The 16,085-nt window shown below is 69.1% G+C and carries 12 protein-coding genes; all 12 read right to left on the reverse strand.

Annotated features, from left to right (window positions below):
- Nucleotides 1-12: 12 nt before the first annotated feature.
- The 12 genes from FGX59_RS25005 to FGX59_RS25060 all read right to left on the reverse strand — a co-directional run bounded on the left by FGX59_RS25005 (nt 13) and on the right by FGX59_RS25060 (nt 16,082).
- On the reverse strand, nt 13-291 hold the full coding sequence (locus FGX59_RS25005) for a hypothetical protein (RefSeq protein WP_138469860.1): 279 nt from the start codon (nt 289-291) through the stop codon (nt 13-15).
- On the reverse strand, nt 288-845 hold the full coding sequence (locus FGX59_RS25010; protein WP_138469861.1) for an N-acetylmuramoyl-L-alanine amidase: 558 nt from the start codon (nt 843-845) through the stop codon (nt 288-290). The genes FGX59_RS25005 and FGX59_RS25010 overlap by 4 nt, the downstream gene beginning before the upstream one ends.
- Complete coding sequence (locus FGX59_RS25015) at nt 842-1,072, reverse strand: hypothetical protein (protein WP_138469862.1); 231 nt, start codon at nt 1,070-1,072, stop codon at nt 842-844. The genes FGX59_RS25010 and FGX59_RS25015 overlap by 4 nt, the downstream gene beginning before the upstream one ends.
- The gene (locus FGX59_RS25020; RefSeq protein WP_138469863.1) at nt 1,072-3,213 is read right to left on the reverse strand and encodes a hypothetical protein; all 2,142 of its coding nucleotides are present in this window, start codon (nt 3,211-3,213) and stop codon (nt 1,072-1,074) included. Before FGX59_RS25020 ends, FGX59_RS25015 begins: the two co-directional genes overlap by 1 nt.
- A gap of 53 nt (nt 3,214-3,266) precedes the next feature.
- A complete protein-coding gene (locus FGX59_RS25025; protein ID WP_138469864.1) occupies nt 3,267-7,922 on the reverse strand; it encodes a hypothetical protein in 4,656 nt (1,551 codons plus the stop codon).
- Nucleotides 7,922-10,189 carry a hypothetical protein gene (locus FGX59_RS25030; protein WP_138469865.1) on the reverse strand — a complete coding sequence of 756 codons (2,268 nt, stop codon included), beginning with the start codon at nt 10,187-10,189 and terminating at the stop codon, nt 7,922-7,924. The genes FGX59_RS25025 and FGX59_RS25030 overlap by 1 nt, the downstream gene beginning before the upstream one ends.
- Complete coding sequence (locus FGX59_RS25035; RefSeq protein ID WP_138469866.1) at nt 10,176-10,718, reverse strand: hypothetical protein; 543 nt, start codon at nt 10,716-10,718, stop codon at nt 10,176-10,178. The genes FGX59_RS25030 and FGX59_RS25035 overlap by 14 nt, the downstream gene beginning before the upstream one ends.
- Nucleotides 10,719-10,744: 26 nt before the next feature.
- Nucleotides 10,745-13,039: a hypothetical protein gene (locus FGX59_RS25040; RefSeq protein ID WP_138469867.1), complete on the reverse strand. Its 2,295-nt coding sequence runs from the start codon at nt 13,037-13,039 to the stop codon at nt 10,745-10,747.
- Nucleotides 13,039-13,647, reverse strand: coding sequence for a hypothetical protein (locus FGX59_RS25045; RefSeq protein WP_138469868.1), 609 nt, complete (start codon nt 13,645-13,647; stop codon nt 13,039-13,041). The genes FGX59_RS25040 and FGX59_RS25045 overlap by 1 nt, the downstream gene beginning before the upstream one ends.
- A gap of 96 nt (nt 13,648-13,743) precedes the next feature.
- Entirely contained in the window at nt 13,744-14,634 is an 891-nt protein-coding gene (locus tag FGX59_RS25050) for a phage capsid protein (RefSeq protein WP_138469869.1), read from the reverse strand.
- Between the two features lie 69 nt (nt 14,635-14,703).
- A complete protein-coding gene (locus FGX59_RS25055; protein WP_138469870.1) occupies nt 14,704-15,219 on the reverse strand; it encodes a hypothetical protein in 516 nt (171 codons plus the stop codon).
- A complete protein-coding gene (locus FGX59_RS25060; protein ID WP_138469871.1) occupies nt 15,216-16,082 on the reverse strand; it encodes a hypothetical protein in 867 nt (288 codons plus the stop codon). The genes FGX59_RS25055 and FGX59_RS25060 overlap by 4 nt, the downstream gene beginning before the upstream one ends.
- Nucleotides 16,083-16,085: the final 3 nt, after the last annotated feature.

Below are 16,085 nucleotides of genomic sequence, written 5' to 3' on the forward strand. Positions count from 1 at the left end.
TCTTGACTTGGGTTATTTGCCAATGCGCAGCGAAACCGGCTTGCCGGTCTTGAGGCGCATGAGCGCATTCACCACCGACCAGAGCAGCAGGACTATGCCTGATGCCGTGACTTGACCGGTGGGAATCACGATTTCGCCGTTGCCGCCGGTCATGCTGGACGCGGCGGTGAGGGCGGAAACAACGGTGCCGGGGTCGATCGCGGCGACGGCGCCGCCGATGGCGCCGAGCAGGTTCGCCCGGATCGTGTTCGACTTGGTGGCGGATTTGACGGTCGTGCTGACTTCGGTCATGCGAAGATCTCCTTGATGCACTGGAAGAGCGTCGCGAGCCCGGCGGGCTTGGCGCGGGAGGCCCTGGCCCGCTGTTCCTGCACGGCGGACCACCAGACCGCGGCGTCGAAGCCGGGGCATTGCGTGGCTGCGTCGGCGAAGTCGCGGTGCCCGACGACGACCGGCCCCTTTGCCGGGTCCATCCCGTCGCCGCCGAAACGTTCGAGCTGGGCGTCGATCCACCGGATTAGCGAGGCCGTCTGCGCGGGCGTGCGGGTGTCGAAGCCCTCGTTGATCGTGTGGCCGCGCTTGAGGCCGCCAGCCCAGCAGATGCCGATGCTGTGGCCATTGTGGCCGTAGACCTGCGCGCCTTGCTCCACAAAGCCAGGCCGGGTCATGTCCCGGCCCGGCTCGGTCACGCCGGAAAGGCGCACGAAGGCGTGGTAGCCGATTTTGGCGAAGCCACGCGCGAGGTGCATCCGCTCGATGTCGGCGGCTGTCACCTTCTGGTCTTCCCAGGTCGCGGAGTAGTGCACGACGATGAACTTGACGGCGCTGTCGGTGATGTAGCTCACTGGCTTTTCAGCTCCTTGATCTGCTCGCGGATTTCGAGCTGCACGTCGAGGATGGTCTGCAGCCGCTCATCGAGCCGGATCGACCGGGCTTCGAGCGTGCGGGTCCGGCCTTCCAGATCGTCCAGCCGGGCGTTGTTCAGCTGCCCGCGCATGTCGGCAACGGAGAAGGCCGACACGGCGGCCACGACGGCCGCCAGCAGCGGCAGGTAGTCTTGCAGCTTCTGCATCAGCGGAACTCCACGCTCATGTTGCTGGGGGAGGTCAGGGCCAGGTCGCCGCCCGAGGTCTGCACGACCTGGACGCCAAGCACCTGACCGGCGGACACGGGGAACCATGCGGTCTGCGCGCTCAGCGACGTGGGGCGGCCCACCACGGCATTCACCGTCGTCTGGGCGCCCGCGTTCGGAATGCCCCCGTCGCGGAGCACGGCCATGCCGCGGTTGCCGGTGGTGTTGCTGTCGAACTCGCTGTTTACGATGACGCGGGCATGGCTGATGCCGAGCCCGGCGGGCACGGTCACGCCGCTCGCCCCGGCCGAGCCGTCCAGAAGCTCGTGCCCGGAGCTGGCGTCGAACGAGATTTCGGCCCAGACGGCATTCGCGATCACGTCGAAGTCGTCGCTCTCGGTGAGCGTGATTTCCAGAGGCTCGCCGGCGACCCTGTGCAGGTCCGCGCCGTCCGCATTGACGATGTTTTGCGCGACCGAGGCGCCCTGCGCGATGCGCGGGAACTCGAACTGCACGCGCCCGGCGCCGTCGGCGATGTCGAAGGCAGTCGCCATGTCCGCGCCCGGCAGGATGGCGCTGCCCGTGAGGCGCGTCCGGTCCGTCCCGCTGCCGACCTGGATGCCGATGCGGCGGGCATCGCCTGCGCCGTCATGGGTGCAGGCATCGACCGTCAGGCTCGCCACGTTCAGCGAAGAGATGTCCGCGGGCGCATCGCCCGGCGCGGTCTCCTGCTGCGTGAAGCCGCAGCGGCTCAGGCTGGCAGACCCGGCGCCGTCGAGCTTCACGCCCGCATCGCGATAGAGAAAGGTGCTGCCGGACGCAACGATCTGTGCCAGCATGCCGCCGCGCTGCCAGTCGAGGCCGGTCTGCACGCCGTCGAACAGGCAGCCGTCCAGCGAGAGGGTGCCGCCGGTCGTGCCGTCCGAAAGGCTGCTCAGGCCGGTTGCGATGTCGTGCATGGAGACCTGGCGAAGCTCCGTGCCGGTGCAGCCGTCGATCTGCAGGCCGGTCGCGGTCGGCCAGTCGCCAGAGCCGCCCTGCAGGTGAACGTCGCCCAGGAACGGGTTCATGTGGTGGTCGGCCCGGATCATTCCCGCGAAGGCGGATTGCCCTTCCTCGCCGGTCAGAAGCTCGGCAGGAGCCAGATCGAGGCGGCGCAGGGCCAGCGAGCGATGGCTGTAGCCGGGAGCCGCGGCGCCGGGCAGGTCGAGCGCCCAGCTTCCGGCCTGCTGCTGGCCACGGTAGCCCAGCGTGAAGTCGGCAAGCTCGATGGCGCCGGGCAGGCTGCCGCCGGTCAGGCTGATCGCCGTGGCGGGCACGCTTGCGCTGTCGGCCCAGATGCCGGTCGCGCACCGCCCGCAGCCGCGCAGGTACAGGGCGATGCCGTCGACATCGGCGGCCACAGCCTGCTCTAGCTCGTAGAGCCCCGGCGGGATCACCCCGGCCGCGCGGCCGGTCTCGCTGGCATAGTCGATGAAGCCCAGCAGGGCGGTGCCGATCTGGCCGCCGTCGCGCAGGTCACGGTCGAAGTAGCGAAGGCCCAGCTCGTCGTTGAGCAGGCGGTAGCGGCGTCCGGCGGTGTCGACAAAGGCGGCGGCAGGCGGGGCGGTCTCGTCGCGCTCGTAGCGCCAGGGCTGGCCCAGCAGCGTGCCGCGCTCGATCTCGTAGCCGTTGGCCGCGTCGCCGGTCAGCACGCGCTCGGCATAACCCAGTGTCAGCATGTCGCGATCTTCGACCGGATCGGCGGTCGACTGGATGCGCCCGCTGCCGATGTCGGCCACGCCGGTTCCCGGATCGACCGTGACGGCGCGCTCGGACGCCTCCTGCGAGAGATAGAACAGGCGGTCCAGCTCGCGGGCAAGCTCCACCTGCGTGAAGGCATCGCCGATGGACCGGGCGGGAAGGACGTCGGACGAGACCACGACGGTCGCGTTCGAGACCGCGGCCTCGAGCGTGAGGCTGTTGCCCTCGGTGCCGTAGCGGCTGGCGACGGTGACGGAATAGGCCGTGACCGGCTCGCCGTTCACATGGACGGCAATCTCGTCCTCGTCCACGAAAGGGAACGGGATGCCGAACGGCCCTGCGCTGGCAGTCGAACCGACCACGTAGGTTGCGCTACGCGGATAGATCGTCTCGGACATTGGGCACCGGGTCGTTGATTTACCCGGTGCTGTTCTTTCCCGCGGGGGATTGTCTAGTAGCTTTTTGCCCTTTCCGACCCGTCCACCATCTGGTCGACAAAATCCTTGATAAGCAAGTGGTTGCGGAAGGGCAGGCCCCAGCTCGTCTCCATCAAGTCGCCGGTCGCGGCGCCGTGCATGAGGTTCGAGGCCGCGTTCGGCCCGGCCCCGGCGGCACGCATCGCCATGTCGTAGCCGGTCGGCTGCTCGCCCACGGCGAGGACCTGCGGAAGAATGCCCAGCACGCCCGACTGGCCGATGGCCTCGTAGAGCTTTTCCTCCGGCTCCCGGCGGTCCCAGCTCTCGCCCTGGCGGAAGCTCGCGACCATGTAGCCGAGCCCCACCAGCGAGGCCACGCCCGCCATGTTCCGCGCGGTCGGCTCGTCAACGGCCGTCGTGAGGATCTTGGTATGGGCCGCGAAGGCGAAGGACCAGAAGGAGAAGGGCAGGGTCAGGAGGCCCGACTGCATCTGCCAGTAGTCGCCCACGACCTCCAGCCCGGCGCGGCGCGCCAGCGGATCGACCCGGGGGCCGCGGCGCAGGTAGACCGTGCCGTCCGCGATCACCGGCTTGTCGGCGGCGGTCGCCATCAGCACCGCGTTCTCGGACCCCTGACGGATCAGCGCGCGGAAGCGCATCACGTTCTCGCGGCTCTTCCAGGCGTCGGTATTGGCCAGCCAGTGCCCGCCCGGCTGCCGCGCGGCAGGCTCGGTGGCGATGCTTTTTGCCGCATCCGGCGTGATGCCGTAGCGCGCCAGCTCGCGGAGGTCGGCCTCCGTGCCGTAATCGCCGGCCACGCGGTGGATGCGGTCGAGCGTGTCGGTGACGCGCAGCCCCGCGTCGATTTCCTTGACGCGCGCAGTCAGCGAGGCAAGGCCGTTCCAGGCGAAGTAGCGGTTCGACAGCACGCGGGACCAGCGCTCCGGAGCGGTCAGGCCCGAGGCGTCCATGCCGGGATCGGCGAACTTCGACAGGGCCACGCCCTCCACCACGTCGAGGATGCCGCCCGCCTTGCGCATTTCGTCCCCGCCCGCCTTCACGACCTGCGCCAGCTCGTCGTCCAGCTTGCCGAAAGCGTGCTGGAAGGTCCGGCCGAGCCCGTGGCGCATGACCAGCGTGCCGAGGTCCTGGACCGCCGGAAGGGCCGACTGGCCCATGAATGCGAGGTTGGCATAGTTGCGCAGGAAGGTGGCGGCGCGGTTGTCCCAGCGATCGGGGTTGCGGATCACCCGGTTCTGCACCCGGTCGCGCAGGTGCAGGATGTCGCGCTCCATCGGCGCCCAGTGCGTGTTGAAGCGCGCCTCCGAGCGCAGGGCGGTGCCCATGGGCTTGAACGCCTGCAGCGCGGTCAGCGCCATGCCGGCGTTGCCCTCTGACAGCAGCGACGAGAAGGCCGGGCGCACGCCTGCGGCTTCCTCCATGAGCGCGATCGCGCGCTGGTCGCCGCCGAGCGCGGCCCACATGGGGAAGAGGTTGGCGACGGCTTCCTCGTCGGCATCGGCGCTGGTGTAGCGCGACAGGTCGAAGAGCGGAGAGAGGCGGCGGCCCAGCTCCACCATGGCGTTCCATTCGCCCGTGCCGAACTTGCCCGCAGCCTTCAGCGCGTGGATGAACTCGTGGTTGAAGGTCTCGACGGGCGTTGCGCCGAACGGATCGACGCCGATCTGGCTGACCGGATCGGTGCCGCTGGCCGCGCGGAAGGAGCCGGAGCGGGTCTCGTCGGTGAAGAGCGAGAACGAGAAGTCCGTCCAGTCCAGCCCGGCGGCGCGCAGCGCGGAGCGGGCTTCCTTCTCCATGCGCTTCATCGCGGTATGCAGGGGCAGCCATGCCGGGCGCTGCCCGCGCAGGTACTCGATCAGGTCCATGGATTCCGTGCGCGACAGGGGCTTGTCGCCCTTCTCGCGACGCAGGAAGGCGCGGAACTCGTCGCGCTGCGCCCGCTGCAGGGCGCTGTGGAAGCCATCGGCCGCGCTCACGCCCTCGTTCGGGGCGGCATAGCGCCGCGCCATCTCGATAGCCGGTCCCATGCGGTCAGCATAGGCCTTGGCCACATGCATGTAGTCGGTCTCGATGAAGTCGGCGATGCCGTTGTGCTCCTTGAGCAGATGCGCGTTCGGCATGGTGAGCTGGCGCATGCGCCCGAAGCTCGGCCGGGCTTCCTCGGTCAGCGCGCCCAGGTGGGCAAGGTCGTTGTCCACGTCGCCCAGCAGCGTCTCCACGATCTCTTCCGCCCGCGCCCGCACCGCGCCTTCCTCCTGCGAGTAGGTGAAGCGCTGCCAGCCGCCCTCGTCGGGGGCCTCGCGGATGCGCTGGCGCATGGCGTCGATCTGCGCCTGCGTCGGCGCGCGGGCCATAAGCGCGTTCATCTCGCGCTGCAGGTGCGACTTGGACGGAACCCAGGTCCAGCTCTCCGGGTTCTTCTGCAGGTGCGGCACAATGACGTAGCGGATGAACGCTTCGCGGTTCTCGCGGATCGCGGCGGGCCGCCAGACGCGGGTGAAGTAGTCCTCCGGCACGTCCTCGGCCTGGCGGGCATTGTCGAAGTCGCGAACGCGGTTGCGCATGACCGCAAGATCCTGCCGCTGCTTGTCGGACAGCTCTTCGCTATTGGCCGCCTTGCGGTCCAGCCGGTCGATGCGCGCGCGCAGCTTGTCCATGCGGGCCTGGTTCGAGGCGCGGGTGGACAGCACGCCCGCTTCGACGCCATCGCGTTCGTAGCGCTTCCAGCTGTCCCGCAGGTGCCCGGCCATTTCGTTGACCTCGGGGATCTCGTCCTGCTCTCCCGTGACCAGCGCGCGGGAGGCCCGGCGGCGGAACTCTTCCACCGGCAGGGCTTCCTCGCCATCGGCCCGCTTGCGCCGGAAGCTCTTGTTGAGGTGGATGCCGGCAACCTCCGGGTTCCGCTCGAAGCCGAGGTAGCGCTCGTAGAGCTCGGTCTCGCGGCGGTAGATGGTATCGACCTCGCCATGCCAGACGCGGGAGCGCATCCAGACGGACGGGCCGTTCGGGCCGCCTTCGGCGCGCGCCATGCCGCCGTCATTGGCCAGGTCGTCCGCCATGCCCTTCACCGAGCGGGTCAGCGAGGTGAGGTTCAGCCGCTTGAACGGGCCGTCGACCATGCGCGCCAGCATGCGCCCGCGGCGGGTCAGCCCGGCTTGCCCGTCCTCGGGCTGGTCCCGCGAGAAGTTGGCCTCGGAGCGGTGCATTTCGCGCCGGGTCTCGCCGATCCGGTCATAGGCCGCCATGTCCCGCTCCGCGGCAGGGGCGTCCAGTGCCGGGCGCTCCGGGCCGGGCGGGCCGATCCGGGCGGCAGAGGGGTGCTCCTGGGCGTAGTCGGCAAATTGCGTGTTGATCTGCCGGACCGCCGCGCGGCGCCCGTTGCGGTTCAGGTAGCCGCCGATCCCGGCGCCGATGGCCATGGACAGGCCGACATTGAGCTGGCTTTCCAGCCGGTTCGACAGCGGGTCGTTCTCCGCGCGCACAGCCTCGATCGGCGCATCAAGGGCGAAGGAGGCCCCCGCCGCCACGCCCGCGCCGCGCAGGGCCGCCCCGCCGCCGCGCAGGGCAAGCCCGCCGGGGACCAGCATGGCCGGGATGTTGTCGGGGTTGAAGATCCCACCAGCCAGCGGCACCAGCCAGCCGTCGTATTCCTCGGCGCGGCGGGAGCGGATTTCCTCTTCGCGGATGCGGCGCTTCAGGACCTCGTAATGCTCAGCGTTCTGCGCCTTGGAGAGATAGCGCGCAAAGCCCGCCATGCCGTCCGCGCCGATCTGCGCGGCCACGTCGAAATCCGGGTCGAACTCGTGCTGGCGTTCCAGCCATTGCATCTGCGCCGAGCGGACAATTGCGCTGTCGGTTGCCGCATCGGCAAAACTCTGCCATGATGTCGCAGGGGCAACCGGCCCGCCGCCCCTCCCGGTGCGGGTCGCGTAATCAATCTCGGGAAGAGCTTGCTGCCCCGTTACGGCGCCCGGCTGGTCCAGGGCCACGTCGGGCGTCTCCCACGCTGCAGCAGGATCCGGCTCGGGCCGCTCGAAGCGGTAGGCCGCGTCGAAAGCCTCGCCCCAGCTCTGCGAGGGGGGAGGCGGCGATTGCGTGCCCGGCGCGCCGTCCGCCCCCGGCCCGGAGGTCGACAGGGCGGCTACGGGACGGCCGGACAGCACGCTCTCGAAGTCGTCCACGCCGACCAGCGCACGGGAATGGTTGGCGCCGACGCCGCCGTAATAGGCCTGCCCGCGCTCGATGCGGCGGCTGCCCCGGAAGGTCGGGGCCAGGACGGGCAGGGAGGCCCATTCCCGCGCCAGCGAATTGCCGAACTCTTCGGTCGACATGCGCCCGCTCGCCCAGCGGTCCAGCCCGCGCCCGCGCATCAGCTCCACTGCATAGCGGTCCTGCGTCTCGGGGCTGAACACGTCGTCCAGGCTGGCCTTGCCGTTGCGGATCAGCCCGCGCAGCGTCTTCGGCATGAGCTGCAGCGCGCCCGCGGCCTCGGAATTGTAGTGCGGGTTCACCCGGTCCTGCCATGCCAGCAGCTCGCGCACGGTCATGCTCGTGACCGGCTTCGGCGGGCGGTGCTCGGGCCGGATGCCGCCATAGACCACATCGTAGTCGATCCTGCCGCCGTTCTCGGCGCGGTAGATGAAATCCAGAAGGTTGCGATACTGTTCCATCAGTCCCTCGGCCCCCGCATTTTCTCGAAGTGCTCCTCAAGCACGGCATAGGGATGCCGCGGCTTCTCGCCCGCCTCGGCCGCACGCACGATCTCGTCGCTGATCATCTGCCATTCGCGTTCGCCCAGGTTCTCGGCCCGCATCAGCGAGGCAAGCGACTGGTCGAACTGCTGAAGCTCGGCGATGTCGTCGCGCACGTCGAGCGTGCCGACCGGGTACATGGTGCCGGTCTCGTCGCGCATCATGACCGTGTAGACCGGCGGCGTGCCCCGGCCGGTCTGCGCGCGCAGCTGGTAGTCCTCGCCCGGGCGCAGGAAGTCCGCATCGTCAATGCCGAAGCGCTCCCCGCTTGCCTCGCCCTCGAAGGCATCGCCTGCCATGGAGCCGTCGAAGCCCGCGATCATTTCGCGGATGCGCGTGTCGGCGATCGCCTCGAACGGGGTGGAGGCCAGCCGCCCGCCCGCGCGGGAGAAGCCGATGCCCGACATGAGCCAGCCCGCGGCCTCGCCGGAGACATGGGACAGCATGTCGCCGATGCCCTGGTACGGCACGTCGTAGAACTTCTCGGGTGCATAGGCGGAGCGCACGCCGCCCATGTACTCGGAGGTCACGTAGCGGTCCTCCATGCTCTGCCGGGTCATGTCCATGGCGAGCTGGTAGTTGTTGCCCAGCCGCAGGTAGGTGGTGAAGACCGACGCCGCCTGCCGCGCTTCCTCCGGCGTGGGCTCGATGTCGCCGCCGTCGTAGAGCGTGTCGCGCAGGTCGCGCATCAGCACCTCGCCTGCATCGTCCGCGGTGACGCGGCCCCGGCCATCCCAGCGCCGGTTCTGCGCGTTCATCACGCGGGCCAGCTCGGTATCGTCCCATTTCTCGTCCCGGAGCGCCCAGACCTTGGACACGGCCCGCTCGACGCCTTCCTGCGTGTAGCTGCCGTCGCCATGCAGGTCGGAGACCATCCCGTAGACCGCGGCGAGGTCGTCGGGGATCGCATCGCCCAGGTTCACCGTGGCGCCCGCGCTGTTGGGCCCCTCGTAGAGATCGCGCACCAGCTCGAAGCCCGCCACCAGCTCGGCCGGGTCGGGGTTGGTGTCCATCCGGTCGAGCACCTGCCGGAGAGTGTCGGGCAGCATCCCGGCATCCTTGACCAGCGCCAGCGCGTTCGAGCGGTCGTCGCCGTCCATGGTCAGCCAGTCGGCCATGTCGATCCCGCGCCGCCGGCCGTCCTCGGTGGTCAGCTGCAGGGCGTTCGACAGGTCCTCGTCCAGCAGGGCGCGGTTCTTCGGGTTCGAGGTCGCACCGCCCCGGCGCAGCACCGACAGGTCGTAGGCTTTCTGCGCCGCGGCCTCCTGCGCGGCCAGCCGCCGGTTGGCGTTGCCGATGAACTGCGTGACCGTGCCGGAGGCGGAGCGCATGGCTTCGCGGTCCACGGTGCCGTCCTCGAGCGTGAAATACTCGTTCAGCTCTTCATCCGTGCCGGACAGGAGCCGGGCCTGCAGGTCCATCAGCGCATCGGGCGACAGGTTGCCCACATCGAGGTCGCGGCTCATGCGGGCCATGCCGGTCGCCGTGGCGATGCGCCGCTTGAGGTCGGCCTTCTCGCCGTCATCCATGATCGCGGGCGATAGGTCGTCGATCCACTGCGTGTTGGCCGCCATGGCCGCGGCGCCCGCGTCGTCGCCTGCCAGCACCATGTCGCGGATCGCGCGCACCTGGTCGTCGGCCATGACCGGCGCGCGGGAGGCGGCATTGCGAAGCTCGATCTGCCCCTGCCGGTGCCCGATGCTGGCGCCGGTGGAGACCATGGCCCCGGCGATCGTGTCCTCGAAGAAGCCCTCGAAGCCCTCGGGGATGTCGCTGCGCATGTCGGCGATCGCCTGCGCGGCCTCGTCCTGGAAGGCGTCGAGGTCGTAGGGATGCAGGTTTTCCACGGCCGCGATCCGGCCCTTGATCGCCGTTGCCATCTGGTGGCCCATCCGGTCCTGCATGGCCCCGTCATAGGTCCGCCGGGCAATGGCGCTCATGCGCTGGCCGGAGGCATCGGGCATCTGGGGCATGCCGTTCGGCCCGGTCGAGAAGGTGGCGGCGCGCGCCAGCGCCTCGCCTTCCTCCTGCGCGGCCGAGGCCATGGCCTGCCCGTACTGCGCGGCCCGCTGCGCCATGCGCCCGGCCTGCGCGGCCATCATGTCGCCGGCGGCGGAGCGGGTCATGGCGACCGGGCGCACGCTGGCGCCCGTGTTGATTTCGATGGGCCGTCTAAGAACCGGCATAGAAGAAGCTCCTGATCCGCTGTCTGTTCTGCTGGCCGCGCGTGCCCGTGCCGCCGGTGTTGTAGGTCCACAGGTCTCCGGCCAGGCCGCCGCCCGCGCCGGAGGATCCCATGCCTGCCGAGGCGAAGCTCTGGGCGGCCTGCACGCCGGTCTGGATCGCGTCCATGCGGCCCGACCACATCGCCAGCGAGGCGTCCCGGCGTGCCTGGGCCTGCGAGATGGTCGCCTGCGCGTCGTTCGATGCGGTGGTCATGGCGAGGTCGCTGTCGATCTGCCCGGAGGCGCGGCGGTAGTCGGCCTCGTTGCCCGCCTCGACGCCCTCGAAGCTCTCGGCGGCCAGCCCGGAGACCGCCATCGCGGCGCGGTTCTGGCTCTGCTGGCGGCTGTACTCGCGCGAGAGCTGGCCGCGCTGGCGGATCGCCTGCGTGCCTGCGAGGATCGTCGCGGTCTGGGCGTTCATGGCTTCGAGGTCGCCCTGCAGGCGCGCATCGGCAGCCTGCAGCTGCCCGCCGATGAGGGACTGACCCATGCTCAGGAAGGATTGGACGTCGCACATCAGAAATAGACCTTCAGCACCATGGCGCGAACCGCGATTTCCCCGACGGCGCTTCCCTCGATCGCAAGGCGCGGGGCCGTGCCCCACTCGCCGATCATGTACTTGCGCCACTCGCTAATCGGCGTCGGCACTTCCAGCGCCGGGAAGTCAAGCGCGGAAAGCGCCTCCTGCCCGCCGACCGTGCCGGTCCACGTCCCGCTCCACAGGATGTCCGCGGAGACGAGGCGGACCATGTTGCCGAGCTGCGGCCCCTGCCCGGAGGCGGCGATGGGGGTGTGGGCGACAAGCTCGTAGGGCATGGGGCTGCCGATCCACAGCTCGTCCAGCGTGTCGGCGGTGAAGAAGGCCCCGGCGCCGTCAAGCTCCACGTCGCTCAGGCGCAGCAGACCGGAATGCGCGGCAAGGGTCTCGTCCGCGTGCATCTGCGAGACCCACTCGTCGGTGGCCGAGCCGGTCAGGCGCTCGGCCAGATCGAGCGTGGTCCGGCCCTCGGTGTCGAAGCGCACCAGCGCAAAGCGCCCGTCGTCCAGCTCGACGGAGGCATAGAGATCCCGGCTCAGCCCCGCGAAGCTGGCGAAGCTGGCGCCCTCGATGTCCCAGCGCATGAAGCCCATGGCCTGGTCGGCCCGGTTGGAGTGCATCACCACCGCGCCGCCGTCGTCGCTGTTCGACCAGATCAGGTAGGGCGTGACCACATCGGCGGCCCCGTCGTAGCGCGCGGTGTGGCGCGGCGCGTTGATCCAGTCCGAGACCACCGTGGAGATCGGCGCGATGTAATACTGGCTGTCGTCGCCCTGGATCGACATCTCGCGCACGCTGGCGCCGTTGGCATCGACATAGAGGAACGCGGTATCGAACAGGAAGGGCTTGGTATAAGCCGCGCCGCCGTCAGCCGCCTTGGGCGCGCGGACGGTCTCCTGCGTGATGGCCCGCTCGGTCGAGCCCGGCACGTAGTAGGCGCCCCGGTCGGTCAGAATGGCCAGGTCGAAGGAGCTGACGAAGTGCCGTACGCGGGACTGGTCGCCGATCCCGTACATGGTCACGGCGTCGTCGGCCTCGCCGGTGCCGGGGTCGAAGTCGAGCATCGAGCCGGGCGCGGAGGCGAATGCGGCATCGGGCAGCGGGACGGAGCCGCCCAGCCATAGGCGGGTTTCGTGAAAGCCTGCCGCCTGCGGCCAGCCGCGGGCGGGCGAGAAGACCGGCTCGCGCAGACCGGGCAGATCCCAGAAGCGCATCATCTTCACGCTGTTGCCCCCGGCAAGGTCGGTGCTCGACGCCGTGCCCTCGCCCTCGACGCAGAAGAAGTTCTCATCGACCACGCGCTTGACGGTATAGGCGCAGGGCGTGCCGTTCGACCGGTCGGTGGTGTTGGAATATTCGAGGTAGAGCGCGCCGTGCAGGACTTCCGTCGCGGTGTCCTGCTGCAAGTTGAAGAACACGACCTGATCGCCGACCTTCAGCCCGTGGTCCTCGCAGGAGACCTCCACGATATTGCTGCCGTTCACGCACCAGAACGGGGTGTCGTCGAGCGCAATGGCGATGTCGCGAATGACCGAGATCGAGGCCTCGCGCGGCCCGGCCACGCTGTCGACCACGAACTCGCCGTCGGCGATCTTCATGCGCAGGCCCACGTGCTCGTCGGTGAACACGTCCTGGTCGGTGGTCACGGTGCCGGTCCCGGCGGCGAGGTCGAACTCTCCGGCCTCCGTGCCGAGGATGCTCTCGAGCGCGGCGGCGAGCGCGGTGTCGACGCCCGGCGCGGTCAGGGTGGTGAAGCTGCACTTCACCTCCTTGTCGAAGGCGAAGAAGGGCGCGAGGTAGTACCGCTCGTCCCCGCTGGTGTCGAAGTCGAACGGCTCCATCGAGAAGGTGCCTGCCGCGGTGTCGAAGGCGAGGATCTGCGTGCGGAAGCTGGCATCCGCGATCACGGCGTTGTAGCGCTCTGCCCCGATCGTCAGGAACCACATCGTGCTTTCGGTCCACGGCATGTCCTCGAAGACCGCGCGGCTGGCCAGCGTGCCGTCGAGGATTTCCAGCCGGCCGGGCGAGAAGGCGAGCAGGAACCGCATGTCGTCGCTCTCGGACACGACCCACGTTTCAAGCCGCTCTGCGGCATCGCGCCACTGCATCAGCTCCGTGCCCCAGCGGCGGCGGGCGATGTTGTCGGAGGTGATCATGAAGTTGCGCGCGTCGTAGACGGACATCTGGTAGGACTGCGCGTCGGGGCGGGCGGAAATGGCCTCCCCGGTGCGCCCGGCGGCGAAGTTCGAGCGGAAGTCTCTCAGGCTGGGCATCAGTAGCGGCCTCTCCGGCGGGCCTTGAGAAAGGCGGACGTGTCAATGCGGCGCGGGCTGCGGCCCTGCGCGTCGCGGCTCTTGGCCAGCTCGAAGCGCTGTTCGGCGAGCTGGAGCAGTCCGGCGGCAAGGCCCTCGTCCTGCGTGATCGGCATGGCCAGCTCGGCGGCCAGCAGCGGGATGAAGTATCGCCGGAAGTGGCCGGGCCAGCCCTCGGGCGGCTTGACAACGGAGGCTTCGACCGTGACGGCGGGCGTCTTGGCGTAGGGCCATGCGATCAGCACGTCCTCGCCCATCACGTCCCAGCGCACGCGCAGGTCGTCGGCATAGGCGACATGCACGGCCGCGGCCTCGCGCGGGATGCGCCAGGCGGAATGGAAGTCGGGCGGGAGCTGCACGCCGCCGGACTGCTGCAGCGTGACGACCTGCTGCGCGAAGCGCCAGCGATAGGCGGTGATCGCGCCTTCGAGCGTGTCGAGGAACTTCGCGTTGCCGGTGCGCGCGGTCATCGAGTTGTCGGTGAAGTTGGAAATCGGCGGAACGCCCAGCTCCGCGAGCGCCGCGTTCATCACCTTGATGGTGCTGTTGGATACCGAGAGAATTGCCATGCGGCCCCCGTATGAAAAAAGGCCGGACGCCAAAGACGCCCGGCCAGTTGGTCCGCTGTCAGCCTGTCAGCGGGTATCCGGCCCCCAAGCCGGGTCTCAGCCGTCCGCGGGATCCGGCGCCGGCGAGAGGGACTTGACCGAGTAGCAGCCCTTGTTCTCGATCACCGCGCCGCCGAAGCTCATGTCCGAGACGCAGGAATAGTGGCTGTAGTCGTTGTGCCACTGCCAGTTGGTCTCCGGCTCCTGGTTCACGCCGTGGCCCACGACGGAGCGGTGCCATGCGTAGTTGGTGGCCACGTTGGAGCCGGGGGTGGTGACTTCGCCGGTGTCGGGGTCCAGCACGTCGCCGTCGAATGGGGTGTTCGGCAGCGGCATCCACAGGACGCCCATCCACATCTTCGCGGACATGCCGCCCTTGAAGGGCAGGTTCTCATGGCCGACCCAATCGGCATTGGCGAACTGCGGCACCTTGAGGAACTGCGCCCAGGCGTTGGGGTGCAGCGCGCAGAAGCGGTTGCCGTCGTCGGGCACATACGAGTTGTTGAACCCGGTGACGATCGACATGGCGTGGTTGTAGCCGAAGCCGTAGGCCGCATCGCCCGCTTCCTTCTCCTTGCCAGCTTCCATGATGGAAAAGAGCGCGTCGTCGGTCTTGATGCCGAGCGCGGAGGTGTGGGCGGCGGCGTGGGCCTGCCGTTCGGCGATGTTCTGCTTGAGCAGGTCGAGCTTGCGGACATAGGTCGGGACCACGAAGTCTTCCATCGTGGCCGACACGCGGTCGTGGCCGGGCTCCTGGAAGACGTGGCGCTCGCCGCGGGTCGGCATGGACTGCGCAACGACGGTGCCGAAGATCTGCCAGTGGACGGTCGAGCCCTGCACCGTGCCCTTGCGGGTGGTGTTCATCAGGCGCGAGCCCATCTGGCGGAATTTGAGGTGAACGTCAGCCTGGTACTGCTCCACGAAGCTGACGGGAATATCATTGGCCATGGTAGCCTCCGGGTGATCGATTGAACGGGGGTCCGGGTGTTCCGCCGATCACCGGGTGCGGGTGTTCCGCTAGGCGCGGGCCGCTGTGGCGTCATTGGGGCCGACATCGCGACGGCCCGCCATCCAGAAGATTTCAAGGCTGTCGTGGAGCTGTTGTACTTCGGCCACAGGGAAGTCAAACCCCAATTTTTCGAGCCAGATGCGCCGATAGCGCAGCTCGGAGGGGATGACGTTTCCGAAGCCGCCGGGCCACCGGCCGGACGCCAGCTCCGCCGCGAGCCAGCGTCGCAGCGCCCGGTCCATGGGCAGCGTGTGCCTGTCAGCCAGATCGGTGCCGAGGAAGAAGATCGCGCCCGCGCCGGGCATGTCCGGCATGGGCACGACGCCGACGATGCCGAGCACGCCATCGTCATGGTGCAGCGCCGTGAGCGGCCCCTGCCGGTAGGTCTGCATCAAGTCGCCCAGGATGGAAATGTGCCCGCGCCCCGAGACGCGGGCGACATGGCGCATTTCCCAGCGGTCCATGGCCCGCATGTTCAGGGCCAGCTCTTCGATGTCCTCCGGGGTGGCGGCCGCGGTCCTCACCGGCGGGCCTCCTGCTGCGCGCCCCATTTGTCCCACAGGCTGCTGACCTTGGCGGTGTACTTCTCGTCGGTGCCGTAGCGGGGATCGAACTGCATTTCGCGCAGGCTCTCGCGCGATAGCGGCTGGGTCTGCGCCTCGCCTGCATTCGTGACGAAGCCCGAGGACGCGCCGCGCCCGGCAAGGCTCTCGATGAAGGCCACGCCCGCGGCGGAGGTCATGATGCCCTGCACGACGGGGAAATGCGCCTTGTCCACGTTCTTGTGGACCCACTGGTTCACATCGCCGATCCGGCTCTCGGCGTTCTCGCCAAGAGCCTGCATTTCAACCTCGGGGTCGGGCATGGTCTTGGCCCACACGTCGTTGATGAGCGTCTGGAAGGCCTCGCCCTTCACGCCGTTCTCGTGCGCCCACGCGCGCAGCGCGCCGTCCACGTCCTCGCCGGGGGCGTCCCAGCCCTCAGGGTACTCGTAGCCGTCGACCGCCTCCGGCACGCCCTCTGCGCGCTCTGCGGCGATCTCTGCGCGCAGATCGTCGGTCTTCTTGGAGAACTTGCCGTAGAGTTCGCGGTAGGCTTTGGCCTGATCCTCGGCGCTGTTGTATTTGGGCAACAGCCATTCGGGCCGCTCAGGGTCGCTGGAATCGCCGCTGGGCGTGCCTCCGGTCTCGCCGGTGTCTCCGGCCCCGGATGCATCGGCATCGCCCTGGGCGGCTGCCGCATCGCCGCTCTGGGCGTCGACGCCGCCCGTGCCGCCGCCAGCATCGCCGCCCGTGTCGGCCGGAGGCGTGAAGAAGCTCCCGCCGGTGTCGTCGGCCGGGGCGAAGAGCATGGCGCAGATCGCGCCGAAGAGGGTGTGCTTGAGCATGGC

The organism is Poseidonocella sp. HB161398 (genome assembly GCF_005870025.1).
Taxonomy (GTDB): domain Bacteria; phylum Pseudomonadota; class Alphaproteobacteria; order Rhodobacterales; family Rhodobacteraceae; genus Mangrovicoccus.

Excerpts from the sequence above, each read along its gene's own strand:
- FGX59_RS25050 (WP_138469869.1), bottom strand. The coding sequence starts at position 14,634 with ATGGCCAATGATATTCCCGTCAGCTTCGTGGAGCAGTACCAGGCTGAC.
- FGX59_RS25030 (WP_138469865.1), bottom strand. The coding sequence starts at position 10,189 with ATGCCGGTTCTTAGACGGCCCATCGAAATCAACACGGGCGCCAGCGTG.
- FGX59_RS25020 (WP_138469863.1), bottom strand. The coding sequence starts at position 3,213 with ATGTCCGAGACGATCTATCCGCGTAGCGCAACCTACGTGGTCGGTTCG.
- FGX59_RS25005 (WP_138469860.1), bottom strand. The coding sequence starts at position 291 with ATGACCGAAGTCAGCACGACCGTCAAATCCGCCACCAAGTCGAACACG.
- FGX59_RS25015 (WP_138469862.1), bottom strand. The coding sequence starts at position 1,072 with ATGCAGAAGCTGCAAGACTACCTGCCGCTGCTGGCGGCCGTCGTGGCC.
- FGX59_RS25040 (WP_138469867.1), bottom strand. The coding sequence starts at position 13,039 with ATGCCCAGCCTGAGAGACTTCCGCTCGAACTTCGCCGCCGGGCGCACC.
- FGX59_RS25045 (WP_138469868.1), bottom strand. The coding sequence starts at position 13,647 with ATGGCAATTCTCTCGGTATCCAACAGCACCATCAAGGTGATGAACGCG.
- FGX59_RS25035 (WP_138469866.1), bottom strand. The coding sequence starts at position 10,718 with ATGGGTCAGTCCCTCATCGGCGGGCAGCTGCAGGCTGCCGATGCGCGC.
- FGX59_RS25060 (WP_138469871.1), bottom strand. The coding sequence starts at position 16,082 with ATGCTCAAGCACACCCTCTTCGGCGCGATCTGCGCCATGCTCTTCGCC.
- FGX59_RS25025 (WP_138469864.1), bottom strand. The coding sequence starts at position 7,922 with ATGGAACAGTATCGCAACCTTCTGGATTTCATCTACCGCGCCGAGAAC.